General features: G+C 60.9%; 23 protein-coding genes and 1 tRNA gene. 7 read left to right on the top strand and 17 right to left on the bottom strand.

Annotation, left to right across the window (positions count from 1 at the left end):
- Window positions 1-319: 319 nt before the first annotated feature.
- The 5 genes from FAZ69_RS10245 to FAZ69_RS10225 all read right to left on the bottom strand — a co-directional run bounded on the left by FAZ69_RS10245 (window position 320) and on the right by FAZ69_RS10225 (window position 8,335).
- Window positions 320-1,093 (bottom strand): hypothetical protein, encoded by a 774-nt coding sequence (locus FAZ69_RS10245; RefSeq protein WP_136893972.1) that lies wholly within the window; start codon window positions 1,091-1,093, stop codon window positions 320-322.
- Window positions 1,094-1,228: 135 nt separating this feature from the next.
- Complete coding sequence (locus FAZ69_RS10240; RefSeq protein WP_136893970.1) at window positions 1,229-1,879, bottom strand: hypothetical protein; 651 nt, start codon at window positions 1,877-1,879, stop codon at window positions 1,229-1,231.
- A 90-nt stretch (window positions 1,880-1,969) separates the two neighbouring features.
- Window positions 1,970-2,878, bottom strand: a complete 909-nt coding sequence (locus tag FAZ69_RS10235; protein WP_136893968.1) for an AbiTii domain-containing protein — start codon at window positions 2,876-2,878, stop codon at window positions 1,970-1,972.
- A gap of 106 nt (window positions 2,879-2,984) precedes the next feature.
- Window positions 2,985-3,335, bottom strand: coding sequence for a hypothetical protein (locus tag FAZ69_RS10230; protein WP_136893966.1), 351 nt, complete (start codon window positions 3,333-3,335; stop codon window positions 2,985-2,987).
- A 35-nt stretch (window positions 3,336-3,370) separates the two neighbouring features.
- Entirely contained in the window at window positions 3,371-8,335 is a 4,965-nt protein-coding gene (locus tag FAZ69_RS10225; protein ID WP_136893964.1) for a DEAD/DEAH box helicase, read from the bottom strand.
- On the opposite strand from FAZ69_RS10225, the gene FAZ69_RS10220 reads away from it, so the two are divergent.
- On the top strand, window positions 8,334-9,176 hold the full coding sequence (locus FAZ69_RS10220) for a DUF4145 domain-containing protein (RefSeq protein ID WP_240702172.1): 843 nt from the start codon (window positions 8,334-8,336) through the stop codon (window positions 9,174-9,176). The two genes, FAZ69_RS10225 and FAZ69_RS10220, sit on opposite strands and share 2 nt — an antisense overlap.
- Window positions 9,177-9,372: 196 nt before the next feature.
- Here the strand turns inward: FAZ69_RS10220 and FAZ69_RS10215 are convergent.
- The 5 genes from FAZ69_RS10215 to FAZ69_RS10195 form a co-directional block, all read right to left on the bottom strand.
- A tRNA-Ala gene (locus FAZ69_RS10215) sits at window positions 9,373-9,448 on the bottom strand.
- A 68-nt stretch (window positions 9,449-9,516) separates the two neighbouring features.
- Window positions 9,517-9,861 carry a c-type cytochrome gene (locus FAZ69_RS10210; protein WP_439654764.1) on the bottom strand — a complete coding sequence of 115 codons (345 nt, stop codon included), beginning with the start codon at window positions 9,859-9,861 and terminating at the stop codon, window positions 9,517-9,519.
- 26 nt (window positions 9,862-9,887) lie between these two features.
- Window positions 9,888-10,691 carry a BON domain-containing protein gene (locus FAZ69_RS10205; RefSeq protein WP_136893960.1) on the bottom strand — a complete coding sequence of 268 codons (804 nt, stop codon included), beginning with the start codon at window positions 10,689-10,691 and terminating at the stop codon, window positions 9,888-9,890.
- Between the two features lie 44 nt (window positions 10,692-10,735).
- A complete protein-coding gene (locus FAZ69_RS10200; RefSeq protein ID WP_136893958.1) occupies window positions 10,736-11,323 on the bottom strand; it encodes a phosphoheptose isomerase in 588 nt (195 codons plus the stop codon).
- Window positions 11,324-11,434: 111 nt separating this feature from the next.
- The gene (locus tag FAZ69_RS10195; RefSeq protein ID WP_136893956.1) at window positions 11,435-11,866 is read right to left on the bottom strand and encodes a YraN family protein; all 432 of its coding nucleotides are present in this window, start codon (window positions 11,864-11,866) and stop codon (window positions 11,435-11,437) included.
- Here FAZ69_RS10195 and rsmI point away from each other — a divergent pair.
- Window positions 11,865-12,737 (top strand): 16S rRNA (cytidine(1402)-2'-O)-methyltransferase, encoded by an 873-nt coding sequence (rsmI, locus tag FAZ69_RS10190; protein ID WP_136893954.1) that lies wholly within the window; start codon window positions 11,865-11,867, stop codon window positions 12,735-12,737. The genes FAZ69_RS10195 and rsmI overlap by 2 nt on opposite strands.
- A gap of 54 nt (window positions 12,738-12,791) precedes the next feature.
- Here the strand turns inward: rsmI and FAZ69_RS10185 are convergent, their stop codons facing one another.
- The gene (locus FAZ69_RS10185) at window positions 12,792-13,364 is read right to left on the bottom strand and encodes a septal ring lytic transglycosylase RlpA family protein (protein ID WP_136894906.1); all 573 of its coding nucleotides are present in this window, start codon (window positions 13,362-13,364) and stop codon (window positions 12,792-12,794) included.
- 658 nt (window positions 13,365-14,022) lie between these two features.
- Between FAZ69_RS10185 and FAZ69_RS10180 the strand changes: the two genes are divergently transcribed.
- The 3 genes from FAZ69_RS10180 to FAZ69_RS10170 all read left to right on the top strand — a co-directional run bounded on the left by FAZ69_RS10180 (window position 14,023) and on the right by FAZ69_RS10170 (window position 15,864).
- Window positions 14,023-14,667 (top strand): MBL fold metallo-hydrolase, encoded by a 645-nt coding sequence (locus tag FAZ69_RS10180; protein WP_136893952.1) that lies wholly within the window; start codon window positions 14,023-14,025, stop codon window positions 14,665-14,667.
- The gene (locus tag FAZ69_RS10175) at window positions 14,664-15,314 is read left to right on the top strand and encodes a 3'-5' exonuclease family protein (protein WP_136893950.1); all 651 of its coding nucleotides are present in this window, start codon (window positions 14,664-14,666) and stop codon (window positions 15,312-15,314) included. Before FAZ69_RS10180 ends, FAZ69_RS10175 begins: the two co-directional genes overlap by 4 nt.
- A gap of 91 nt (window positions 15,315-15,405) precedes the next feature.
- Window positions 15,406-15,864: an Lrp/AsnC family transcriptional regulator gene (locus FAZ69_RS10170; protein WP_085228732.1), complete on the top strand. Its 459-nt coding sequence runs from the start codon at window positions 15,406-15,408 to the stop codon at window positions 15,862-15,864.
- A 40-nt stretch (window positions 15,865-15,904) separates the two neighbouring features.
- On the opposite strand, the gene FAZ69_RS10165 is transcribed toward FAZ69_RS10170, so the two are convergent.
- From FAZ69_RS10165 to FAZ69_RS10155, 3 genes are all read right to left on the bottom strand, one after another.
- Entirely contained in the window at window positions 15,905-17,110 is a 1,206-nt protein-coding gene (locus FAZ69_RS10165) for a cation diffusion facilitator family transporter (RefSeq protein ID WP_136893948.1), read from the bottom strand.
- A 316-nt stretch (window positions 17,111-17,426) separates the two neighbouring features.
- Window positions 17,427-17,729, bottom strand: a complete 303-nt coding sequence (locus tag FAZ69_RS10160) for an H-NS histone family protein (RefSeq protein WP_136894904.1) — start codon at window positions 17,727-17,729, stop codon at window positions 17,427-17,429.
- A gap of 397 nt (window positions 17,730-18,126) precedes the next feature.
- Complete coding sequence (locus FAZ69_RS10155) at window positions 18,127-18,792, bottom strand: HugZ family pyridoxamine 5'-phosphate oxidase (RefSeq protein ID WP_136893946.1); 666 nt, start codon at window positions 18,790-18,792, stop codon at window positions 18,127-18,129.
- A 212-nt stretch (window positions 18,793-19,004) separates the two neighbouring features.
- On the opposite strand from FAZ69_RS10155, the gene FAZ69_RS10150 reads away from it, so the two are divergent.
- On the top strand, window positions 19,005-20,216 hold the full coding sequence (locus FAZ69_RS10150) for an MFS transporter (RefSeq protein WP_136893944.1): 1,212 nt from the start codon (window positions 19,005-19,007) through the stop codon (window positions 20,214-20,216).
- 133 nt (window positions 20,217-20,349) lie between these two features.
- Here the strand turns inward: FAZ69_RS10150 and FAZ69_RS10145 are convergent, their stop codons facing one another.
- Window positions 20,350-21,498: a branched-chain amino acid ABC transporter substrate-binding protein gene (locus FAZ69_RS10145; protein WP_136893942.1), complete on the bottom strand. Its 1,149-nt coding sequence runs from the start codon at window positions 21,496-21,498 to the stop codon at window positions 20,350-20,352.
- A 453-nt stretch (window positions 21,499-21,951) separates the two neighbouring features.
- On the opposite strand from FAZ69_RS10145, the gene FAZ69_RS10140 reads away from it, so the two are divergent.
- Window positions 21,952-22,650: a dienelactone hydrolase family protein gene (locus tag FAZ69_RS10140; RefSeq protein ID WP_136893940.1), complete on the top strand. Its 699-nt coding sequence runs from the start codon at window positions 21,952-21,954 to the stop codon at window positions 22,648-22,650.
- Between the two features lie 105 nt (window positions 22,651-22,755).
- On the opposite strand, the gene FAZ69_RS10135 is transcribed toward FAZ69_RS10140, so the two are convergent.
- Both FAZ69_RS10135 and FAZ69_RS10130 read right to left on the bottom strand, forming a co-directional pair.
- Window positions 22,756-23,070 carry a high-potential iron-sulfur protein gene (locus FAZ69_RS10135; protein WP_136893938.1) on the bottom strand — a complete coding sequence of 105 codons (315 nt, stop codon included), beginning with the start codon at window positions 23,068-23,070 and terminating at the stop codon, window positions 22,756-22,758.
- 175 nt (window positions 23,071-23,245) lie between these two features.
- The gene (locus FAZ69_RS10130) at window positions 23,246-24,352 is read right to left on the bottom strand and encodes an NAD(P)/FAD-dependent oxidoreductase (protein WP_136893936.1); all 1,107 of its coding nucleotides are present in this window, start codon (window positions 24,350-24,352) and stop codon (window positions 23,246-23,248) included.
- Window positions 24,353-24,432 lie beyond the last annotated feature (80 nt).

Raw genomic sequence — 24,432 nt, 5'->3', positions numbered from 1 at the left:
GTCACGTAAGGTTTGTGAAAGCGGTGGTTTGGAGCCGAAAAGCGGGGGTTTTGGAGCCGAAAAGCGTACTTTCTGCTCAAAAATTCACAGAAAAAAGCCAAGAAATCGTTTCGATACAATGACTTACAGAAACCCCTGAAAATAGAGTAAATACTCTACAAATAAATTGTAACAGAACGACCTTAGTAAGCATTTGCTTACAAATTGCTCAATTTTTAGGCAGATTCACACGATTTGTACGGCGACGACCGCACCACCGCCCCGAGTCTCCGGCCAAGGTTGCCGTCTGCAATCACGAATCCCGGCCATTTCGGCCCCGTCAGGGGTATTCTGCGGTTCTTACTTTGCCTTGCTTCTCGCGGTCGTCTGCCTGAGAAACATACTGATCGGCCACAAGCCACATGCCGTCGTTCGACGGCGCTTCTGGGAAATTCAGCGACTGTAGCGGCCAAAGGTCCAGTGCCATACGAGATGTAGCTGAGATGAACGGAGATGAGTCGTTCATTTGTCGCAAGGCGAACTGCCGACTTCGGCCACCGTCTTCATTCCATACGAACCAGAACCCGAACGGGAAGAACTTGAAGACGTGTCCGTAGTTGGTCGCGCCATTGCCACCAAAGAACCCCATCGCCGAATGCTTCATGACGACACGGCGTCGGTGCGGATAGAACCAGTAGTAGACGCACAACTCTTCGGGAAGACATCGCGCCGGGTCCAGCACGTACTCCCGCAACGCAACGTCCAGTGGCGCAACTCGATCATTTGATACAACGTCGGGGACACCATTTGCGGCCAACAGATGTCCGGCCACGGCACGTAGAAACCTGTTCGGCTGGTAATCGAACAATCGCGTTCGTGGCAACGACAGACGGCTGCTTGACGCCAGCTTGAAGTACGTCTCGATCTGATGAACTACATCGCGCAGTGCAGGATCGTACTCGGTCCCAAGTACCGTGTTGTTGCAATACCCACAGATCGTCCTGAAATGTGACCCGCCCTGAGACATAACCGGCTTGCGCGGCCTTTCAGGACTTGGACCGTAGACATCGGTGAATATCGAGTCGTTGATGTTGCCGCAGTTCTTTGGCGGCACGTGATCTGCCGTAAGCGGGCCGTGCGTTCGGCAAATCGCACAGTAACCTAACTTCGGACCACGGTTCGAAAACCGTTCTGCGAGATTCTTTGAATAGTCAGCCATGACACAATGGACGGTAGCACGCCTTTGACATCATTTCCCCAAAAATTTCTGGCTAACTGCTGTAACGATGGCCCCGATTATGGCCCCCGCGATCAGATTTACGATTTTTTCTCCATATCGATCCCAGAGACTAAGCACTTCGTGCTCCTTTTGGAGATACACGCCACCGCTACTCTTGACGTAATACAAAGACATAGCCCATAGCCATGTAGGCACGATGAGTGTACCGATGCGAGCAAATTCGTTGCTTGGCAGAATGTTGAACTTAGTTCCAAATACAGCAATGCAGAAAACAATGGCAAGCCAAAGTGTGGGCTTCATGAATCGTGCATGAAACGGCACACGCCGCTCGATGGCAGATTTAATGTCGTGCCACGCCAGCACAAGCGCATCATCCTTTGAACTGCGTAATGTGATGCCGCCGCTTCCTATTTTCAGGCTGATCGACGAAAAGGCCGTCTTTCCTGAGAATGAAACGGCTAGCTCTTTCACTCGATTTCCACGATTTTCCTGCACATCGTCGAGATCATCGAATTCGGCGGTGCTGTCCGAGATGTTGACTTTTAGTTCCCGACTTGTGCCGATTTGAATTATTTGCTCAATATCCGTCCGATACAGGGGGGTAGGCGGGAAGCTACAACTGAGATTATCGAAAAGCGTGGATTTTTCTTTGGGCTTCATCTCGTACACTGCATCCTGATGATTAGAAATAAGTGCAATGCCCGGTTCCGACTGATCGCGGCGCTGTCGTCATGACATGCTTGGCGACCGTCACTTGATGCCGTAATAGCTGCCAAGCGCAACGGCCAATAAGTTTCCAGCAGCGCCGATCCCGATACTCCACGCGCCGTCGATTGCCTTCGCGGACATTCTTCCCATCCAAGCCTTCACCCTTGGTCCGAATTGCTTCGTCTCGGCTACGGCCTTTGGGTCATCATCGTCCACGGCGGCTTTCAGTTCGTCTACGTCAGTCTCGCTGACGCCCGTTGCCTTGAACGCTTTCGCCAGCGCAGTGAAGTCGCCCTTCGTGACGGTGTTCGTAATCGTGGTTTCGTTGCTGCTCCCGATCACAACCGTCGCATTGTCGCCAAACACCGCTGATGCGAACATCCCAGCCGCATCAATGCCTTTCGCTGCTTCCTTCATATTGTCTTCCGCCACGTCACCCAATTCGCCTTGTAGATTGAGTGCGAAGTCCAGTAATCGGGAGCGGACTTCGATAAGCACGTTCATTACCTGAGTTGATGCCATCTGGGTCCATGCACTTTCAACCCAGACGCCGTCCAAGGCTTCCGATAACTTCCCGTAGAATTCCGGCGCAAGTCGATGAATCAAGTGGCCGGTCGGATTCGATGCGTATTCTTCCAGCACACGTATTGATTCGCGTAGCTCGTTCTGCGTCAGATACTTCCGTTCCTTGTCAGACAGATGTCCTGTCGGCAACGTTTGATCTTGGTAGTACCACGCTATGTTGCGCAGGTTGCCAGCCAAACGAACGGGAATGACACGGTAAGCGGGCACCGGTGTGCCGTCTGCATAGCCGTTCAGTTCGTCATTCACCCATCCGGCAAGCTCCTTGTGCCCGATACGGTGCATCAGCACCTTGGTCTTCAGAAGTGCATCCGTCAGCGAACCGTCCTTGTCGCTCAACAACGTTACGATGTCTTTTAGCAGTTGCATCTCGACCTTGCGTCCGAAGGGATGGTCAATTCTAACGGAATCAAAGGCATGAGAATCGACCAGCGTTGGGCTTGTTCACTTGCGCCACATGTCTCTTCTCGGGTCGTCACTCCGCGTTCGGATCGATGGTGAAGGTGAGCGTTTCACCTTCTGCGGTCAGCAGAGAGATCGACCGTCGCTGCTTCTGTGTCACCCGCGCCGGTAGATCGCCGACCGTCGCGAGATCAGTCTGGGTCCAGATGTATATTCGAGCTTCGGTATAGCCCGGACACGAAAGCGTGTAGGCCAATGGCTTGGTTGGCGCAACACCCGTCGTTCCGAACGTCGCATGACATGGACCGCCGTACAGTAGCTGGCCGGTGCGAGACATCCAACGCACCTGTGACGTGAAGTCGGAGATCGTTGATGCAAAGGCTATCGACGGTACGACGATGGCAAGGAGAAGGGTTCTTTTCATATTGGTATATCCAAGCTGCTGCCCCCTATGGGCGATCACGCAGTCAGTGCGCCAGAAGCGCCCGCCGATTCGACCAGTTGTCCGTCAGCCGATCCGGGCGACTGAACATCAAGACGCGGAAGCGACCGAACGATCTTCATCGTTTCGAGACTGACCGTAACGACCCGCTGGAACAGTTCGAGCGAGTAGCGCGGATTGTTCATCGTCTCGACGGCGTAATCGTTCGCGTCGTTGACAATGCCGCTGTCCTTGTCGGTCTTGACGCACTGTCGTTCGACGACCCAATCAAGTGCCGACTTACCGTTGACCACATATTCGTAGGCTTCCAGCGGAATGCCCTTTACCGTGATCTTGTCGTTGTAGATCAGCGTCGTAAGGTCTTTGTCCTTGCCGTTCTTGCCGTACCGCATTTTCTCGACCCGGTAGTCGGCATCGGTCAGTAGCAGTCCGCCGCCTTCGATCTGCAACGGGTACGTCTCGACCGTCTCGTAGTTGACGTGCAGATCGGCCAGCTTCCGGCCAGCCGTCGAGAACGCCCAGAAGTCGGCAGCAGTCTTCACGCACGGAATTCGCGGCAGTTCCTTCCGAAGCGTATCTCCATATCGTTCGCGATACTCCGGCGAATGCAGCAAGCCGTAGACGTAATGGAAAACGTCGTCCTTGCCGATGTGCTCGCCCGGATACGCCGCTTGAAAGTGCATCAGACCTATGTCGGTCAGCGCATCTCGACGTTCGCGCTGCGCCGTGGCTGCGCTCGGCGCTTCGAAAAGGTCGGCGTTCGGTGACGCGTCGGCGATTTCACCAGCAGGTTCGTCATACAGGTACAACGGGAAGCATTGTGAACCGTCGATGTCTGCCATGTGGAGACTAGGGCTGACGTTCACCATTAGCGCGGTGAAAGCGGTCCGACCGCCCGTGCCCGATGTCACAATTACCAGATTATCAGCATTAGCATCTGGGAAAATTCGCGGCATTTGGGCCACACGCTGCACAAACATCGGATCAAAATACAGATTCTGCTTTTCAAACGGGCGATAAACGCTTGGAACGATCTTAGTCTTATCGAAATGCCCCATCCTGCCGGACATTGCCTTCGGAATAATGCCACTGTGCCATTTTATTTTTGTCATATCCATCGTGACAAAGTCTTGGAATCGCACTTTCTTGTCCGAGACAGCATAGCGAGCGACTTCAGTGTTATACGTTTCCACAAATACTTGCATGCTCCGCATCAATTCAACGATGCCCGCGTTGTACATCCATGCATCCGCGTTTGTCTTTACACCATTGGAGTAGCAGTCAAACAACCCCAAGCCACTTCTATCTCCCATCGCGATGTAATCAGAAAAGCCATCATCACGTTGTTTTAACCAGTCACCGTGCTCGTTCGGGATTATCGGTTGCCATGCATTTGCCGAAGCGATCCCTGCAATGCCACCAAGACCACTGATCTTGGCTAGTTTCTCTTCCCGACTCAGGTAGTCGCCGATGTCGTGAAAGTAAATCTGACCGTGCTGCGCAGCATGTGGGTTCTTGACCAGCACCGAAATCGCAATCGGCGCACGGCTGCCACCACCAAAAATCTTGCCGCCTTCCCTGCGAGACACTTCGCCGGAAGTTCTCTGATTTCCCCGCAGATGGAACACGTGAATGCTGCTGAACTCGTCAGCCAGACACTTCCGCAAGCCATCGGCAGTGTTTGCTTCCAGAAACCCTGCGTTTGTCACAAAGCCGATCACACCGCTCTTGCCGATTCGGTCGCTGGCCCACCGGATCGCACGAATGTAGCTGTCGTACAGCGCGTTCTTGTTCGTGGCGCTGGACCGCTCGGCATAAGTGTTTCGGATGCGGCTGTCGAGATGCGGGTACGCCACATTCTGGTTGTTGTCGTTCGCGCTGTCCTGACCGGCTGAATAGGGCGGGTTGCCGATGATTACCCGGATGTCGAGCTTCTTCTGGCGCTTGCGGCGGGCACTGTTGCTTGCCTGAACCGCGTCCACCAAGTCTTCCTTCTCGTAAAGTTGAAAGGTATCAGCAAGGCAAATGCCTTCGAACGGCTGGTAGCTGCCGCCGACGATGCCGTGATAGACCGACTCGATATTGATACAAGAAATGTAATACGCCAACAGCACGATCTCGTTGGCGTGGATTTCGTGTTTGTACTTGTGGGGCAGTTCTTCCGGCTTGATAAGACCGCTTTGCAGCAAACGCGTCACGAACGTGCCTGTCCCGACGAAGGGATCGATGATGTGGACGCCCTTGCTACCCAAGGTCTGGCCGAACTCGGACTGCAACACATGCCCGACGCTATGAATGATGAAGTCCACGACTTCGACCGGCGTGTAGACGATCCCCAGACGTTCGGTCATCTTCGGGAAAGCGTTGCGGAAGAACTTATCGTAAAGTTCGACGACGATCTTCTGCTTGCCCGCCGCGTTGTCGATACCTTCCGCCCGCAGTTTCACGCTCTCATAGAAGCGTTCCAGCGTGTCGGCTTCTTTATCCAACCGGTGTTCGTGCAGTACATCCAGCACGCTCTGCATCGCCAGCGACATAGGGTTGTGCTTCGCGAAGCTGTAGTCGGCAAACAGGGCGTCGAATACCGGCTTGGTGATGAGATGCTGCGCCAGCATCTCGATGATTTCGCCGTCCGTGATGCTGCCGTTCAGGTCGTCGCGCAGTTCGGCGGCGAATGAATCGAACGCGTCCCGTTCCTTCGTGTTCGCGGGGTTCTCGATGATGCCGGTAATGCGGTCGATGTGGGTCCGGGCAATCTTCGCGATGTCGTTCGCCCAATCTTCCCAATGGTGACGGTTGCCGACCTTCTGGACCAGCTTGGCATAGATGGCCTTCTCGATCTCGCCGATCTCGAATTGCAGTTCGTGCTGTTCCTGCGGAGTGCGCTTCTTGACCGCTTCGCCAATGGTGAAGCCGCCCTTACCAGCGTCCTTGTTCTTCGTCCCGTTGGTTTTCTGCTGCTTCTTCTGAATCTTGTCAGTGATCGCGATGACTTCCATCTTGCTGGTGTCCTTCCCGATCAAGTCGAGCTTGTTCACCATTGCATCGAAGCGGTCGTCGTGGGAGCGCAGTGCTTGCAGAACCTGCCAGACCACGGCATAGGTCTTGTTGTCGTTCAGGGCTTCGTGCGCTTCGACGCCAGCCGGAATGACCACCGGCAGCACCACATAGCCGCGCTTCTTGCCCGGTGCATTGCGCATGACGCGACCGACCGACTGCACCACGTCAACCTGAGAGTTACGCGGTGTCAGGAACAGCACGGCATCCAGTGCCGGAACGTCCACACCTTCGGACAAGCAACGGACATTGCTGAGAATGCGACAGGTGTTCTCGGGCATCTCGGCTTTCAGCCACGCCAGCTTCGCTTCCTTCTCACTGGCGTTCATGCCGCCATCAACGTGTTCGGCTTCGCAGTGAAGTCGGGCCGCCTGTTCAAATTCTTCCGTCTCTTCAGATTCCTGATAGGCTTCGACGACCGCTTGGAACATTCCAGCGATCTGTTTCGAACTGACCTTGTGCGTCTTGGCACCTTTCGAGACTTCGATGACCTGACAGAAGGCCACCGCACGATTCATGGGATCGCCGTCGCCAACCAAGTCTTCGGTCAATCCCTGCTTCGACAGGGCCTTCCAGCAGCCGACAATCTTGGCAGCGTCGTCCACCTTCAACTGGTTGTTCTCGTCTCGCAGCAGGTCTTGCAGACGCCGGTTGACGTGCGCTTCTTCGACCGCCAGCACGATCACCTTGTAATCGACGAGCAACCCGCGCTTGACGGCTTCCGAGAACGTGATGACGAACAGTTCGTCACCATACAGGGCTTTGTCGTCCATCGAACAAAGCGCCACGTTGTCGCGTTCAGCAGTGGCCTTGGCCGAATCCCCATAGATACGTGGCGTCGCCGTCATGTACATCCGCTTGGCGGCGCGAATGTAGTTGGCATCGTGAACCCGGACGAAGGCGCTTTCGTCATCGTCGCCGAACGTCGCGCCGGTCGTGCGGTGCGCTTCATCGCAGACGATCAGGTCGAAGTCCGCCAGTCCGAACTGCTTCTGCGCACGGCTGATGACATCAATCGAGTGATAGGTCGAGAAAACGACGCTCATGTGCGACGCGTCGTGCCGCGTCGCCATCTCTGCCGCCAGTCGGGCCGAATCCGTGGTGGCCGGATAGCGCAGTTCATGGACGAAGGTCTGAACCATGTCGTCTTCTTTCTTGCGCTTCTTGCCAACGTCGCTGTCGGAACAGACCGCGAAGCTATGCAGCGGCGTCTCACTCTCCTGCGTCCATTCGGTCAGGGACTGCGATAGCAGCGACAAACTTGGGACGAGAAAAAGTACGCGCTTGCCAGCACCCGCAAGTGTCTCCGCGATCTTCAAGCTGGTGAACGTCTTCCCAGTACCGCAAGCCATAATCAGCTTGCCACGGTCGGCATCCGCCAGACCATGAACAACGGCATTCAGTGCATTGGTCTGGTGCGGGCGCAGTTCCTTCTTTGCCTTGATGACCGGTGCCGCCTTCGGCTGGTACTGGCCCCAATCGATCTGGCTCTCTTCAAGGGCCGTCAGGTCGATCTTACTGACAGGTGGCTGCTGATCCAGCAAGGCGTTTTCGGCGTGTTCGCTCCAATGGTTCGTCGTGGCGACGATGATCCGGCGCGTGAAAGGCTTCTTGCCCGATGCCGTGAAGAAGCTGTCAATGTCGCTCTTCTGGACCTTGTGGCCCGGCGCAAACAGCTTGCACTGGATGGCGTGGAATTCATCCGTGCCGCGCGTCTTCGCCACAAGGTCGATACCGGTGTCCCGCTTGTCCAACCCTTGCAGGTCAGCCCATTCCGCATAGGTCCAGACATCACTGTACAGATCGCGGTACGTGGCTTCGTTCCGCAAATAGGTGACGATCAACTCTTCGAAGTAGGTTCCTTTCTCTCGTTCCGTGACGGCGGCATGGCGGAAGGTATCGAGCAGGTTTTCGAGAGCGGTCATGTTCTTCGTATTTCAGGAATCAGGCCAAGCTGGCCGCAAGGACGACATTATGCCGCCCCGGTCCGGTACATCGGCTTCTTTTCGGCTTTCCACAATGCAGGAAATACCCGCAGAATGCCGGTTGACTCGATTCAGATCGAAACTAGCCATGGCGACAATGAATGAACACGGGCACGTCTTTGCGAACTGCCCGACTTGCAGTGGTGCGCTGACTTCCTTCCTGATCGGCGACCCGCAACGCGGCGGCCCATACGGGCAAATTTATCGACAAATCGACCCGAGTCAGACCGAGATATACAGGCTGGCTCGATGCACGGGCTGCGGCGCGGGTGCGTTGATTACTCTGTTGGCGACCAACGCGAACGGCGGCGGTCAGGCGGAATTGACCGACTTTTACCCGGAAGCCGAAATTCGCCATGTCTTGCCCGAAGCGGTTCCCGAAGGAATCGTCAAGGAATTCCGGGAAGGCGAAGAGTGCGCGGAAGCCGGGTGCTACCGGGCGGCTGCCGCATTGTTTCGGTCCGTGCTGGACAAGACGCTTCGCGCCAACGGGTACAAACTGAAGAAGGGTACGTCGCTCGAACAGCAGATTGATCTGGCTGCCGCAGATGGCGTTATCACTGCGTCACGACGGAAACGCACCCATGACGAGATTCGCACCTTGGGAAACTACGTGCTGCACGAAGAATGGCGACAAGTCACGCCGCCAGAAGTGAAGGTAGCCAAGGAATACGCGGCCTATCTGTTGCACGACTTCTACGATGATCGTGAAACGGTGCTGGCATTGCTTCGAGAGAAGAACCGCATCGCTGACGAAGACCGCACATCAGACGATGAGTAATGACGGGCAAGCTCGGTCGCGAGCGGTCACGCCCTGTCGTGACTGTTGACCTTGTATCGGAGCGCGTGCCATCCTTCCGCCAGACAGGCAACTGTCTGTCACCCTGATGTCACCCTGCGGGGTGTCGAGCCAACGACGACGGAAGCAACGCACAAAGAAAAAATCAGCCTAAGTGGCTGATTTTAAAGGAATTTCTTGGTGGAGCGGAGGAGGATCGAACTCCCGACCTTCGCATTGCGAACGCGACGCTCTCCCAGCTGAGCTACCGCCCCAACGAAGCGCTAATTCTAGCACAGCGCTCTGGCGGTTTGACAAGCGCCCAAACCGCCACCAGCAAGCCTCACTTGGCGGAAGCCGAGGAAGGCGCCCCGGCCAGCACCCAGGCCACCACCGTGCGGATATCGGCATCGCTCATCCGCGGATGCGCCGGCATCGGAATCGCGCCCCAAACTCCCGCCCCGCCGTCCTTCACCTTCAGCGCCAGCTTGGCCGGCGCCTGCACGTCGCCCTTGTACTTGCCCGCGATCTGCAGGAACGACGGCCCGACGAGCTTGCGATCGACCGCATGGCACCCCATGCACGCATTGCTCTTCGCGATCGCGAGCCCGTCCGGCCCATCGGCGGCCAGAGCAGGCGCAGCCCCCGCCGCCGCGCCGAGCATCACCACCGCCCCCGCCACAACCATGCGCCCCCGCGTCAAAATCACAAACCTCATTGCACCGCCTTCGAATTACCCGGAACCCCGCTCGAACTCGTCACCGGCGCAGGCGACTGCTTTCCGAGCGGCTGCGATGTGACCGGCGCCGACTGCACCGCCCCGACCGTCGGCTCGTTCGAAGTCGCCGCCGGCACAGACGCGGCCCCCGGCGCACTGGCAGCCGCCGCCGCTGACGCCTCGAGCGCCCGCGCTTCCTGCGGCTGGATGTACTGGAACACCTTCACGACCTTCATCACACCCGGCACGGTGCTCGCGGCAGCGCCGCCGGCGTTGCCTTCATCGCTGGTAACGAGCCCCATCAGGTAGACGTTGCCGCGTTCGCAAACCACCTTGAAGTCATTCGCCGAGATGCCCTTCTCCGCGATCAGCGCAGTCTTCACGCGGCCTTCGAGGTACGAGTCGTTCGCGCGCGACGAAAAATCGCTCTTCGGCTGGATCGCCAGCTCGTTCACGATCAGGTTGACGTTATTGAGGTTGCGCACGATCTGTTCGACCTGCTGCTTGTACTGCTCGCTCGGCACTTCGCCCGTCAGCAGCACGCGCCGGTTGAACACGGTCACGTTCACGTGCGCGGCATCGGGCAGATCGTTGGCGATCTGCGTCGAGGCCTTCACCTGGATCTCGCGATCCTCGGTCTGCGCGCCCAGCGTGCGCCGGTCGGTCGCGATCAGCGCGCCGCCTCCAGCCGCGCCGGCCAGCGCCAGCACGCACCCCTGCAACGTGGCGGCAAGCCCCGCCGTCAGGCCGACCACGAGCGTGGTCCTCACAAGCGTCTTCTTGACGCGGTTTCCGCTCATCAACGCGCTCCCTATCGTGGTCAATTAGGTGGTCAATCCGGTAATCAATCTTCGCCGAGCAGCATCGCGTCGATGCCGTCGCACAGGCAATGAATCGTCAGCATGTGGACTTCCCGCACGCGCGCGAGGCGCTCCGACGGCACGCAGATGTGGATGTCCATGTCGCTGAGCGCCTCGTTCATCTTGCCGCCGCCGTGGCCCGTCAGCGCGATCACGACCATCTCGCGCTCGTGCGCTTCGGCCACCGCCGCGAGGACGTTGGCGGAGTTGCCGGTGGTCGTCAGCACGAGCAGCACGTCGCCTGTGTGGCCGAGTGCGCGGACTTGCTTGGCGTAGAGTTCGTCGAACGCGTAGTCGTCGCCGAGCGCGGTCAGGACGGCGGAATCGGCAGTCAGCGCGATGGCAGGCAAGCCGGGCCGCTCGCGCTCGAAGCGGCCGATCAGCTCGGCCGCGAGGCGTTGCGCGTCGGCCGCCGAGCCGCCGTTGCCGCACGCAAGAATCTTGTTGCCGTTCGCCAGCGCGGCGAACAGGGTGTCGACCGCCACGGCGATCGGCATCGACAGGGTTTCCAGGGCTTCGAGCTTGACGGCCGCGCTGTCGCGGAAGTGCTGTTGAATGCGTTCGACTGACATCGATCTCTAACTCATGGCGAGGCTGGGGCGCAACCTCAAGGCGGCATTGCGGCGGTACGGCATTGCGTTTGCGCGCAAGTTTACCGCACTCGGCATGCGCCGAAACACCGCTCAGACGTCGTCCGCGCGAAAAGCGTCGCGCAGCCACTCGAGGCGGGTGCCGTCGAACGCGACGACGTCGAAGCGGCACGCGCTTGCGGCGGCGCCTTTCGCAACCAGAAAGTACTGAGCCGCTCTCACGAGACGCTGGCGCTTCTGCCAGCCGACGCTCGCCGCGGCTCCGCCATAGCGCCGATCGGCTCGCGCGCGCACTTCGACGAACACCAGCGCGCCATCGCAATCGCGCATCACGAGGTCGATCTCGCCGCCGCGGCAGCTCACGTTGCGCGCGACGAGGCGCATGCGCTGGCGCCGCAGGAACTCGAGCGCACGCGCCTCGAACGCCGTTCCTACACGCTTCGATCCGGCGCGGCCGGGAAAGTTGTGGTCCGCCGCGTGGCACAATGTCGGCCTTGTTCCGCTCGTCCGCGTTTTCTGCGTCATGACTGATCTCCTCGAACTCGCGCAAGGGCAGCAGTACCCCGCCGGCGCCCTCTATGTTGTGGCGACGCCCATCGGCAACATCGCCGACATCACGCTGCGCGCGCTCCATGTGCTCGGAATCGTCGACCGCATCGCGGCCGAAGACACGCGCAACAGCGGCCAGCTCCTCGCCCGCTACGGCATTTCCAAGCCGCTCGTCGCCGTGCACGAGCACAACGAGCGCGCCGCCGCCGTGCGCGTGATCGAGCATCTGCGGGCCGGCGAGCGCATTGCCTATGTCTCGGACGCCGGCACGCCCGGCATCTCGGACCCGGGCGCGAAGCTCGTCGACGCCGTACGCGACGCCGGCCTGGCCGTCGTTCCGCTGCCCGGCGCCAGCGCGCTCGCGACCGCGCTCAGCGTGGCCGGCGACTGGACCGCCACGTTCTCGTTTCTTGGCTTCCTGCCGACCAAGGCCAAGCAGCGCGCAGCCCAGCTTCAGCAATTGGCGGGACATCCGCATGCGCTCGTGTTCTACGAAGCGCCGCATCGCATCGTCGAGACCGTGCAGGCGCTCGCCGACACATTCGGCGGCGCGCGGCGCTTGCTGATCGCGCGAGAGTTGACCAAGTTACATGAGGCGCTGCATGGCTGCACCCTGGCCGAAGGGCCAGCGTGGCTCGCCGCCGATGCGAACCGGCAGCGCGGCGAGTTCGTGCTGGTGGTCGAAGGCGCGCCGCAAGCGGAGCCGGGCGCCGACGATCACGACGCACTCCTGACTATCCTGCTCGAAGAATTGCCCGTGAGCGGCGCGGTGAAAGTCGCCGCGGCGATCACCGGTGCGCCGCGCAACACGCTGTACGCGCGCGCGCTCGAGCTCAAGAAAGACTGAAGGGCCGCGCGAGGCAGCCCTTCAGGGTTCGAATCGAATCGGAGAAGCGTTGCCTCAGCGATTGTCGGCCAGCGTTTCCGCTTGGGCGGTCTGCTCGGCCTTCGCTTCCTGCTGCGACAGCCCTTCCATCTTCACGCGCGCCGTTCCAGCCTTGCTCAGCCCAAGCAGCCGGGCCGCCGCGTAGGACACGTCGAGCACGCGGCCACGAATGTAAGGCCCGCGATCGTTGATCTTCACGACGACCGACTTGTTGTTGGTCATGTTCGTCACCCGCACGAACGCCCCGAGCGGAAGCGTCTTGTGCGCGGCCGTCAGCGCGTTCATGTTGTAGCGCTCGCCGCTGGCCGTCTTGCGGCCGTGGAACTTGGTGCCGTACCAGGAGGCGCGGCCGGTCTGGTGGAAATCGGAGACGTCGGGGCCGGCATCCAGCGGCTTCGCGTCCGCGAGGCTCGGTTTCGGGGCGGCAGCGGGGATCGACGTGAGCGCGTCGCCGTAGCCGAGCGGCGCGCCCGCCTGCGTGCGCATCGCCGCGGCGTTGGCCTGATCGGCCGACCCCTGGGGAACCGCACAGCCCGTTAGCGCCAAAAAGGCAAAAAGGCCCCCCAGTCGAAGCAATCGAGAATTCATATGACGTAACTCAGCAGTGTCGAGCCGCCGCACGCAAATCTTGCGTAAAGCTTGCAGCTCGGGGCGACCGAGGCGCGACGTGACTCCGCTCGCTGTTTGCGAGTCGTGCACAGGCACTCGGGTGCGGCGTCTCGCCGCTTTCCGCCCGGTTAGCTTTCACGTCTGGCGCAACCTGTCCCCGGCAGCCTGACCAGACCCCACATGCCGCCATCGAACGTAATTTCACGCTCTGTGTACGTCTTACGACGTACAGGAACAGCGGCGTAGGCCCCACCCAGCGTCACGGCAGCAAGGCCGTGGCAGGCGCGCGGCGCCTGGCTGGGCAAGACGTGTGCATCGAATAACCTATCCGACGCAAGGTTCGTGCCGTCGCAACCGACGGCCCTTCACTTGACGGCGATCCGGTGTTTTTCGCCTAAGGGCGAGTCCGGATCGTCAATTGGCAGCGTGGATGCTCCACGCACAATGGGGCGCATTATAGCAAAACCATTTTCAAAGCACCTGACAACGCTCATAGGCACGATTGATTCTCACTATGAGCGTAACAATCGGGATTTGTTAGGACCGTTCGGTTGGGTGCTTGACCATCCGGCCAGCCTGCGGCGGCCTCGCTCGGCCGGTACAATCGAAGCTTTTCGCCGTCTGCGTCTAGTCTCCGATGAAAGTCTCGATCATCCCCGTCACGCCGTTTCAGCAAAACAGCTCGCTGCTCGTCTGCGAGGCGACTGGCCGCGCCGCCGTTGTCGATCCGGGCGGCGATCTCGAGCGGATCCAGGCCGCGGTCGCCAAGCTGGGCGTGAGCGTCGAGAAGGTGCTGCTGACCCACGGGCATATCGACCACTGCGCCGGCGCGAAGACGCTCGCCGCACACTACGGGGTGCCGATCGAAGGGCCGCATCAGGACGAGCGTTTCTGGCTCGACCAATTGCCGCAGCAAAGCCAGCGCTTCGGTTTTCCCGCCGCGGAAGCGTTCGAGCCCGACCGCTGGCTCGCCGATGGCGACACCGTGCAGTTCGGCGAGGAAACGCTCGACGTCTACCACTGTCCGGGCCACACGCCGGGGCACGTCGTATTCGTGAGCGGCACGCACCGGCTCGCGTTGGTCGGCGACGTGCTGTTCGCCGGCTCGATCGGCCGCACCGATTTTCCTCGCGGCAATCACGCCGACCTGATCGCATCGATCCGCGGCAAGCTGTGGCCGCTCGGCGACGACATCACCTTCGTCCCGGGGCACGGCCCCGCCTCGACATTCGGCGAGGAGCGGCGCACCAACCCCTATGTCGCGGACGGAGCCGCCGCATGACGGACGAGATCTACGTCAGCACCGACGTTGAAGCCGACGGCCCGATTCCCGGCCCGCACTCGATGCTCAGCTTCGCGTCCGCTGCCTACACCGCCGACAAGAAGCTGATCGCCACCTTCTCCGCCAACCTGGAAACGCTGCCCGGCGCCGAGGCGCATCCGATCCAGGCAGCCTGGTGGAAGACGCAGAAGGAGGCCTGGGCGGCGTGCCGCGCGGATCTACAAAAGCCGGAGACGGCGCTGGTCGCCTACGTCGAGTGGGTCGAATCGCTGCCGGGCAAGCCGGTGTTCGTCGCCATGCCGGCCGGCTTCGATTTCACCTTCATGTTCTGGTACATGATGCGCTTTGCGGGGCGCTGCCCCTTCTCGTGGTCCGCGCTCGACATCAAGACACTCGCCTTCGCGATGACCGGCCTGCCGTACCGGAAGTGCATCAAGCCGCGCATGCCGAAGCACTGGTTCGACGACCATCCTCACACCCACGTCGCGCTCGACGACGCCATCGAGCAAGGTGCGCTTTTTTGCAACATGCTCGCCGAATTGCGCAACCAGCAAGCGGCCCTCGCCGCCATCTCGAATTCGCCCGCGCGCGATGCGGCTACCGGAGACGACACAGGGCAAAACGCCGCGAGCAACCCGGCAAATTAGGTAAATCCCCTCAGTCCACGGGCATCGCATTGCCTTTCTTTTCCGCCGCCTCTAACATTCAAAAAAGTTGCGGCCGAACTGGGAGGCGCGCGTGACCCTCGATACGTTTTCTCAAAAAATTCTGCGCCTGCTGCAGCTCGATGCGCGCCGATCGGTCCAGGAGATCTCGGATCAAGTCGGCTTGTCCAGCACGCCGTGCTGGCGTCGCATCAAGGATATGGAGCAATCGGGCGTGATCCAGCGCTACACGGCGCTGCTCGATCGCGAAAAACTGGGGCTGCATGTCTGCGCGCTCGCCCATATTCATCTGACGCGGCACACCGAAGGCGGCGTCGAGCAATTCGAGCGGGAAATCGCCACCTGCCCGGAAGTCACCGAGTGCTACAGCACCACCGGCGAAGCCGACTACATCCTGAAAATCGTCGCCCCCGATATCAAGGCGTACGACTCGTTCCTGCACGAGCGCATCTTCAAGATCCCCGCCGTGGCGCAAGTTCGCACCAGCGTGGTGCTGCGCGAAATCAAATTCGATACTCAGTTGCCGCTGTAGGGGCGGCCCGATCCGGCGGCATGCGCCGGTGCCCGGGTGGTTAGAGAACGCGTGTAGCCGTCTTGTCGGCTGCCAGTGGTTTGGCATCGAGCGAGCGCATCAGCGTAACCTTGCGCGCTCCGAGCCGAGCGGCCAGTTCCTCCAGATCCACACGGCTCGCGAGTTGCATATCCTGCGCGGGCGTGGCGGCCGCGTCGGCGGCAAGCGTCACCTCGATGTCCAGGCCGGTGCTGAGGTAGTGGAGATTAAGGCTCACGGCGCTCAATCCGCGCTTCGCCAGCTCGGCGCCGAGCGCCGCGACGACCGCATCGCGCGGCGGCAGGTTGGCTGCGGGATGTCGCAGCGCGTCGTTCTCGGGATCGACGTGGATCAGCGCGTCGAGCACGCGCTTGTCGGTCAGCACGCGCGAACGCGCAGACTCGGCAATGTAGTGCCCCTCCGACACCGAAATCAGCGGATCGACCAGGATATGCGCATCGACGAGCGCGAAGTCGCCCATCTTGCGCGTGCGCAGCTCATGCACGTCGCGCACGCCGGGCGTCGCCATCAGGAGCGTGCGGACATCGGCGGCGGCGGTCTCGTCGAGCGCGCGATCCGACAGGTCCTGTAGCGCATCCCAACCAAAGGTCCAGCCCATGCGCGCCACCATGAAACCGACGATCGCCGCCGCGATCGGGTCGAGTAGCCGCACGCCCAGGAGACTGCCGACGATGCCGATCGCCACGACCAGCGATGACGCCGCATCCGAGCGCGCATGCCACGCGTTCGCGATCAGGAGCGCCGAGCGCACGCGCTGCGCCTCGCGCAGCATGTAGCGAAAGAGCGCTTCCTTCGATACGAGCACCAGCACCGCGACGACGAGCGCGCCGGCATGCACGGCCGGGATCTCGCCGAGGTTGGCGAGGCGTTTGCCCGCGCCCCACAGCATGCCGACGCCGACCGCAATCAGCAGCCCGCCCAAAAACAGCGACGCGACCGTTTCATAGCGGCTGTGACCGTAGTTGTGATCGGCATCCGGCTTGGCGCCGCTCGCCTTGTTGGCAATCAGGACGATGAAATCCGACACGAGATCGGCAAGCGAATGCACGCCATCGGCGATAAGCGCTTGAGAATGGGCAAAGACGCCGACGATGATTTGAAGCGTCGTCAGCGCGAGGTTCAGCACGATGCTGACGAACGTGGTCTTGCGGGCGACCGCTTGTTTTTCCGTGGATTCGGCGTCGAAATTTTCGAAGCTTTGCGACATTAGGAAACCCGAGCATTGATTGTTTTGAATGCCCGAATTCTAGCAGCGCAACTATGACAAGTCGCCGCAAACTCCCAAGTTCTCTTTTTAAATCATATGCTTATACAAACGCGACGTATTCGTATTTCGATATCCTCACAACGGGCGCAAGAAAGCGTAAGCAGAATTGCTTGACATTGGACGCTACGCGCCGCCCTTGTCTTTCCGCAGACAATAAAAAACCGCGCACGTTTAGCGGTGCGCGGTTTTTCGCTTCGGCGGTTGCAGCAAAAGCAAGCCTTAAGTCAACCTTAAGGCAACTGCTGTACAGCGCCGATTACTTCTGAATCAGGAATTGATCGCGATCTTGGCCGGCAATCCATTTCGGCGGTTTGCCGCGGCCCGACCAGGTGCTGCCGGATTCGGGGTCGCGATATTTCGGCGCAACGCCGGCGCGCGGACGCCCGACTTTCGCATGTTTGCCGCGGCCGCCGACGCCGAGTTCGGCGAGCGTAATGCCGTAGTCGGCCATTTTCTGTTTGATCTCGTTAAGCACTTCCGCGTATTCACGCGCCTTCGCCTCTTCGATCTGCTTCTCCAGCTTTTCTCGTTGGGCGAGAAGTTCCTTGTAAGAAGACATACTTTCCCTTGTGGTTTCGATAAATGACGCAGGTCTGAAGCCGGCTTGCCATTTCACTACGTTGTGCCTCGGATATTTCGGAGCGAGATTAGCACAAATTCGAAAGCGAAGAAAAGCGTGAAAGGCAAAAAAATGAAAATCTCCGATTTCAATTCGCAGATCTCGTGCGCATCATGCACGATCATCGCCGGCATTTAACTTTCTGTTACACATCTCAAAATATTGTGTGTTGGACTAGCCCAATGTGCATAGCTCCCAAAATATGAAACTCATATCATCCATCTCATTAAAACCTCTCATGCGATGAAAGGATAGGAATTTATGACCGATGATATGAGTGTTGATCTTTACTAAAATCGCACCCATCAGCGTTTTCCCGATCAGGATAAACACGAGACTAATTCGACGCGCGATGCGCAATGCAATCGGCCAGTGCCACCTCGATTTCCAGGATGTTCTGTTTGGGTTCATTGAAAGCATGGCGTTCGAACATTCCGCCGAACTTCAGGTCCGCGCCATAACGGTCCACACCCGCTAATTCGAGGCGCGCCGGGCGTTGCGGATACTGCTCGAAAAACGCGGCCAGCGCGATTTCATCTTCGTCCGGCAGCGGCGCGAGCGGGTCGAGATCGGCGGCATCGAGCCAGCCCATTTGGCCAAAGCCGCCGATATAGCGCAGCCGCTCGATCGCCATCGCCCAGAAGGAGAAATCCCCAAGCGCCAGGTAGCGCTCGGCATCGGGGTGATAGCGCAAATAGCGCGTCACAAAGGCGGCGGACGGGTCCAGCGGCTCGAACCGGCCGACCAGCGTGACCCGCTCCCCGCTCAGCGGATCGCCGCCCGGCGCATGCGCGACCAGAAACCCGGCGCGCGGGTCGGCCTGCAAATTGCGCGCGTGCTCGGCAAGCCGGCTGACGAGCACGACCGGCCGATGCCGCGCATCGGTCGCGAACGGCAGCACCGTCGGGTACGGGAAACCTTGCGGCTCGCGCGAATGCGTCGCGAGCGTGCCGGCGCCGGTCCGGTGCAGCAGGTGAAGCGGAGCGTGAGCGGGAATCTTCAACGGATAGTCCTCGGATAAGGGGGCTTGCGGGCGCCAAAAAGCGGGCGGTGCGCAAACATCTTAGATCAGCACGCAAGCAAGGCGGCAAGCGCTCCGATAGAATCGTTCGGGCCGAGTTGACAGGCCGGGCCGCGGCTACGCGCCGCATCGTGGCCCAATCTCTTTTATCCGCCGCCTTTCTCTCCCCCATCCGCTGTTTGACGAGCCAACCCGTGTCCGACCACTCCCCCGAACTCGCCTCCCTGCCAGCCGCGCATCGCAACCTGCCGGCATCGGCGCGCAACCGCGCACGTAATGCCACGATGGCGCTCTTTTTCATCGCCGGCATGGTGTACGCGTCGTGGGGCGTGCACGTGCCGACTGTGCGCGACAAGTTCCATCTGAGTCCGGCGCTGCTGTCGATTGCGCTGCTCGCCGTCGCGGGCGGCTCGATCGCCGCGATGGCGACCAACGCAAAATGGATCGCCCGCGTCGGCACGCGGCGCGCCTGTCTTGTTGGCGGTCTCACGATGTCGGTGTGCGCGGCGCTGATTCTCGTCGTGCCGTTCTATTGGCTGCTGCTGCCGGTGCTCGCGGTCTTCGGCATCGGGATGGCCACGCTCGACGTCGCGATCAATGCCGAGGCGAGCGCGGTCGAAGCAGCGCTCGCGAAGCCGATCATGTCGTCGCTGCACGGCATGTTCAGCATGGGCGGGATGGCCGGCGCGGCAGCCGGCGGCGCGCTGCTCTCGCGCGGGATGGCGCCCGCGCTGCATCTCGGACTTGCCGCGGCGGCCGCTGCGCTGGTCTTGCTCGCGGCATGCCCGGCCGTGCTGCCACACGTCCCGCATGCGGACGATCCGCGCCACGGCGGCTCACGCGCCAACCGCTGGCGCTCGCCGGTGCTGTGGGCGCTCGGCGCCGTGGCGCTGATCGCGCTGATCGCCGAAGGCGCGATGTACGACTGGGCGACGGTTTATATGCGCGATGTCGTCGTTGCGACGCCCGCGCTCGCGAGCGCAGCGTACGCGGCGTTCTCCGGCGGCATGGCGGCCGGCCGCTTCGCAGGCGACGCCGTGCGCGCCCGCTTCGGCGCGCCGCAGCTGGTGCGCGCGAGCGCTTCGCTCGCCTGCGCCGGGATGGTCGGCGCACTGCTGCTGCCGTATTCGTTTGCCGCGCTGACAGGCTTCGCGCTGATGGGGCTCGGCCTCGCGAACATGATGCCGGTGCTGTTCGCGGCGGCGGCGCGTGTCAAGGGCATCCATGCGGCCGAAGGCCTCGCGCACGTGGCCGGCCTCGCCTACTTCGGGCTGCTGTTCGGGCCGGTCGTGATCGGCGGCGTCACGCAGGTGACGAATCTGTCGATCGGTCTGTCGATCGTCGCGCTGTGCGCCGGACTGGTGGCGTTCGTCGGACCCAAGGTGCTCGGGCGGCTCGGGATTTGACGCATCCTCGCGCCGCACAACGTGAACGATGACAACACAAAAGCCCATACGAAAAAGCGCGCATGCTGGCAAAGCATGCGCGCTTTTCGTCGCTGCCAGAGGCTGTGACGGCCCCTGAAGCCGACGGAGCAAATTACATCTTCACTTCGCTGAGCAACGACTTCTTGCCTGCCTTGTAGTTGTAGAGCGAAATCACGCCGTGCTGCAGGTCACCCTTCGAATCGAACGTCGTTTCGCCGATCACGCCCTTGTAGTCGGTGGTCGGCATGGCGGCGACGATCTTCGCCGGATCGGTGGAGCCCGCGCGCTTCATCGCGTCGACGATGATGTACACGGCGTCATACGTGAACGGCGCGTAGATCTGGATCGGCTGGCCGAAGCGCTTCTGGAACTTCGTCTGGAACTCCTCGCCAGCCTTGCCCATCTTCTCGAGCGACCTGCCTGCTTCCGAGCAGACGACGTTGTCGGTTGCTTCGCCGGCCAGGTCGGCCAGCTTGTCGGTACAGACGCCGTCACCCGCGAGCACCTTCGCACGCAGGCCCAGTTGCTTCGCTTGCTTCGCGAACGGGCCGCCGGTGGCGTCCATGCCGCCGTACATGATCGCATCCGGGTTTTCACCCTTGATCTTCGTCAGAATCGCGCGGAAGTCCACGGCCTTGTCGTTCGTCGCGTCATGCGACACCACGTTCATGCCGAGCGACTTGGCGGTCTTCTCAAACTCGTTCGCGAGACCTTGGCCGTAAGCGGTCGAGTCGTCGACGATCGCGACGCTCTTGAGCTTCAATTCCTTCGCCGCGTAGTTGGCGAGTGCCGGGCCCTGCTGCGCGTCAGTCGCAACCACGCGGTAGGTCGTCTTGAAACCTTGCTGTGTAAAGGCCGGATTCGTTGCCGACGGCGTGATCTGCACGATGCCCGCATCGCTGTAGATCTTCGAAGCCGGGATCGAGGTACCGGAGTTCAGGTGGCCCACCACCGCGACGACCTTGTCGTCGACGAGCTTCTGCGCCACTTGGGTAGCCGTACGCGGGTCGGCCGCGTCGTCTTGGGCGTCGAGTTCGAGCGTGATCTTCTGGCCGCCGATCGTCAGCCCCTTGGCATTGATTTCTTCGACAGCGAGACGCGCGCCGTTTTCATTGTCCTTGCCAAGGTGGGCGATTTGCCCAGTCAGCGGTGCGACGTGGCCGATCTTGATTACTTGATCCGCCGCGGCGCCCGTTGCCATCGTCGCAAACAGCATGGCTGCAGCGCTGATCGGCAACAGCTTTTGCATCTTGATATTCATGTAAGTCTCCAGTTTCGGTCCCAAAAACAACGTAATCGCCTATGCCCCGCTTCCGTCTTATCCGTCTAAATCCGGTGGACGATTACGCCGGATGCATCGGTCATGCACTTGGCCAAGCACGCGAGCCAGCAAGTTTTTGGCAGGTGGCGTCCCGTACTTGCGCGCAAGTGTATGGCATCAAATTAATTTAGGGGATTTTTTTGAGAAAGTGGGACGACTACCAATAGCGCGATTGTTCGCAACTCAATCCGCAGACTTGAAGACTCCCCGAGAATGGCCGTCCCATAAGGGTTTCCGCGACACCAGGGTTTTTGCCGATGGGCGCAATGTGACCGTATGAAGACACGCTGGGACCATTGGCCACGATCAATATGACGGCCTGCAGCAGTCTTGGATTGGTGGCACACTGGCTGCCCGATTTTTCTCCCCTGGCTCTTCCAATAGGAGATCGACGTGACTGTCACATCCCGCTGGATCGATATTCCCACCGACAGCGCCCCCATGCCCGGCTACCTGGCGCTGCCCAAAGCCGGCAAAGGTCCGGCCGTCATCATCATTCAGGAAATCTTTGGCGTGAACAGCCATATCCGCTCGGTCGCGGATCAATATGCGCTAGACGGCTACGTGGCGCTCGCACCGGACATCTTCTGGCGCACGCAGCCGCGCGTCGAGCTCGGCTACGAAGGCGCGGATCGCGACAAGGGCATCGAGATCATGCAGAAGACCAACGTCGATCTCGCGGTGGCCGACATCGGCGCGGCCGCAGAGGTGTTGCGCGCGATGCCCGAAGCGTCGGGCAAGGTCGCGGCGATCGGCTATTGCTTCGGCGGACGGCTTGCTTATCTGGCAGCGGCGCAGGGCTCGGTCGACGTCGCGGTGCCCTACTACGGCGGCGGCATCCAGAACCAGCTCGACGCAGCGGCGAAGATCAAGGTGCCGGTGCAATTCCACTATGCCGAGGAGGATGCGGGCATTCCGCCCGAGGCCGTCGATCAGGTGAAGGCGAGCTTCGCCGGCCGCGACGACGTCGAATTCCATCTGTACGCGAACGCGCATCACGGCTTCAATTGCACGGATCGCGCCGCCTACAATCAGCACGCCTCGGCGCTCGCGCACGGCCGCACGCTGACGTTCCTTAGCAAGTATCTGTAGACCTGCCGCGGGCGCTTGCGCGTTGTGCGCAAGCGCCGCAACAGTGATCAGTGATTCGACAGGCGGCCGCTCAACGCCGCCGCCAGAGAGGCAGACCGTGAAGTATCAGGCCTTCTTGTTATAGGCGCTGCACCAGCCCTTCGACGAGACCTGCTTGCCGCCGAACATCGGGCACGGGGCCCAGGCGTCGCCCGCCTTGCCCTGATAGAAGCTGCAGTTGCCGCAGTCCTGGCCGGCGGCGTACTTCGCCCATTTGGCCTTGTCGACTTTGGCCGCGTCTTCCTTGTAGCCGAGCGCCTGCGCGGTGGGATCGGCTTCGGTAACCTTCGGCGCATCGGCGAAAGCGGCCTGGCGCGACAACGCAAGCGTCGATGCGACGCCGATACTCGTGATCAAGAACGTCCGACGAGATGATTTCATTGGGGACTCACTCCACGTTCGTTATATATATGGGGACGCTGCTCTCACGGCAGCAGTGACAAAGCATAGCAACGAAGCGGCGCCGTGTGACGCCCGAAATGATAGAGATAAGCGATCGAATAGCCGGCGCATCAGGGCGAGCCGAGACGCGAGGCGCCCTACAGGCGCTGCCGGCTCAGGCGCGCCCCGCCACCTCGCACACCCGCTGCGCGATCGCGAGCGACGCCGTCAAGCCAGGCGACTCGATCCCGAACAGGTTCACGAGACCGCGCACGCCATGCGCCGCCGGCCCTTGAATGACGAAATCGGCCGCCGGCTCGCCCGGCCCCGAGAGCTTCGGACGAATGCCCGCATACGCGGGCTGCAGCGCGCCGTCAGGCAGCGCGGGCCAATACTCGCGAATCGCCGCGTAGAAGGAATCGGCGCGATGCGGATCGACGTCGTAGTTGATCGCCTCGATCCATTCGACATCGGGACCGAAGCGCGCTTGGCCGCCGAGATCGATCGTCAGATGCACGCCGAGGCCGGCCTCGTTCGGCATCGGGTAGACGAGCCGCGAGAACGGCGCACGCCCGGACACGGTGAAGTAGTTGCCGCGCGCGAGATAAAGCGGCGGCACGTGGCGCGGATCGAGACCGTGGATCTTGCGCGCGATCGCGTTCGCCTGAAGCCCCGCGCTGTTGATGACGCAAGCGGCGCTGATCGTGGTCGGCGACGCGCCGCCGACGCTCACGATGAAGCGCCCGTTGCGGCAATCGATCGACTCGACGGGCGCATGGAACACACAGATCGCGCCGTCGTTCTCGGCATCGCCTTGCAGCGCGAGCAGCAGCTGATGGCTGTCGACGATACCCGTCTGCGGCGAGAACACCGCGGCGACGCATGAGAGCGCGGGCTCGAGCTCATGCGCCTCGTCGCCGCTCATGCGGATCAAGTCGAGCACGCCGTTTTCCTTGCCGCGCGTCTCGATCGCTTGCAACTGCGGAACCTGGTTGCGCGCCGTCGCGACCAGGAGCTTGCCGCAGCGCTCGTGCGGCACGCCGCGCGCCGCGCAATACTCGTAGAGCATTTCGCGGCCGCGCACGCAGAGCGTCGCCTTCAGCGAGCCGCGCGGATAGTAAAGCCCCGCGTGGATGACTTCGCTATTGCGGGAGCTCGTGCCGGTACCGATGGCTTCGGTCGCCTCGAGCACGATCACTTCGCGTCCGCGCGCCGCCAGCGCGCGCGCCACTGCAAGACCGACCACCCCTGCGCCGATCACTACGCATTCGATCTGATCCATTTTGTGCTTGTCCCTTGCGGCGCATGAACCGCGCCTCTCCACCCGCGTTGGACACAGGATGCGCCGGCTTTGCGCCGCAC

Origin of the sequence: Trinickia terrae (assembly GCF_005144415.1) — a bacterium.
GTDB classification, from domain to species: Bacteria; Pseudomonadota; Gammaproteobacteria; order Burkholderiales; family Burkholderiaceae; genus Trinickia_A; species Trinickia_A terrae.
Note: the sequence above shows the minus strand (reverse complement) of the source record. Positions and strands in the feature narration are given on the sequence as shown.

What these genes read in the sequence shown, in the direction of transcription:
- FAZ69_RS10240 (WP_136893970.1), bottom strand. Translation starts at nt 1,879, where the DNA reads ATGAAGCCCAAAGAAAAATCCACGCTTTTCGATAATCTCAGTTGTAGC.
- FAZ69_RS10235 (WP_136893968.1), bottom strand. Translation starts at nt 2,878, where the DNA reads ATGCAACTGCTAAAAGACATCGTAACGTTGTTGAGCGACAAGGACGGT.
- FAZ69_RS10230 (WP_136893966.1), bottom strand. Translation starts at nt 3,335, where the DNA reads ATGAAAAGAACCCTTCTCCTTGCCATCGTCGTACCGTCGATAGCCTTT.
- FAZ69_RS10220 (WP_240702172.1), top strand. Translation starts at nt 8,334, where the DNA reads ATGTTCTTCGTATTTCAGGAATCAGGCCAAGCTGGCCGCAAGGACGAC.
- FAZ69_RS10225 (WP_136893964.1), bottom strand. Translation starts at nt 8,335, where the DNA reads ATGACCGCTCTCGAAAACCTGCTCGATACCTTCCGCCATGCCGCCGTC.
- FAZ69_RS10210 (WP_439654764.1), bottom strand. Translation starts at nt 9,861, where the DNA reads ATGGTTGTGGCGGGGGCGGTGGTGATGCTCGGCGCGGCGGCGGGGGCT.
- FAZ69_RS10205 (WP_136893960.1), bottom strand. Translation starts at nt 10,691, where the DNA reads ATGAGCGGAAACCGCGTCAAGAAGACGCTTGTGAGGACCACGCTCGTG.
- FAZ69_RS10200 (WP_136893958.1), bottom strand. Translation starts at nt 11,323, where the DNA reads ATGTCAGTCGAACGCATTCAACAGCACTTCCGCGACAGCGCGGCCGTC.
- rsmI (WP_136893954.1), top strand. Translation starts at nt 11,865, where the DNA reads ATGACTGATCTCCTCGAACTCGCGCAAGGGCAGCAGTACCCCGCCGGC.
- FAZ69_RS10195 (WP_136893956.1), bottom strand. Translation starts at nt 11,866, where the DNA reads ATGACGCAGAAAACGCGGACGAGCGGAACAAGGCCGACATTGTGCCAC.
- FAZ69_RS10185 (WP_136894906.1), bottom strand. Translation starts at nt 13,364, where the DNA reads ATGAATTCTCGATTGCTTCGACTGGGGGGCCTTTTTGCCTTTTTGGCG.
- FAZ69_RS10180 (WP_136893952.1), top strand. Translation starts at nt 14,023, where the DNA reads ATGAAAGTCTCGATCATCCCCGTCACGCCGTTTCAGCAAAACAGCTCG.
- FAZ69_RS10175 (WP_136893950.1), top strand. Translation starts at nt 14,664, where the DNA reads ATGACGGACGAGATCTACGTCAGCACCGACGTTGAAGCCGACGGCCCG.
- FAZ69_RS10165 (WP_136893948.1), bottom strand. Translation starts at nt 17,110, where the DNA reads ATGTCGCAAAGCTTCGAAAATTTCGACGCCGAATCCACGGAAAAACAA.
- FAZ69_RS10160 (WP_136894904.1), bottom strand. Translation starts at nt 17,729, where the DNA reads ATGTCTTCTTACAAGGAACTTCTCGCCCAACGAGAAAAGCTGGAGAAG.
- FAZ69_RS10145 (WP_136893942.1), bottom strand. Translation starts at nt 21,498, where the DNA reads ATGAATATCAAGATGCAAAAGCTGTTGCCGATCAGCGCTGCAGCCATG.
- FAZ69_RS10135 (WP_136893938.1), bottom strand. Translation starts at nt 23,070, where the DNA reads ATGAAATCATCTCGTCGGACGTTCTTGATCACGAGTATCGGCGTCGCA.
- FAZ69_RS10130 (WP_136893936.1), bottom strand. Translation starts at nt 24,352, where the DNA reads ATGGATCAGATCGAATGCGTAGTGATCGGCGCAGGGGTGGTCGGTCTT.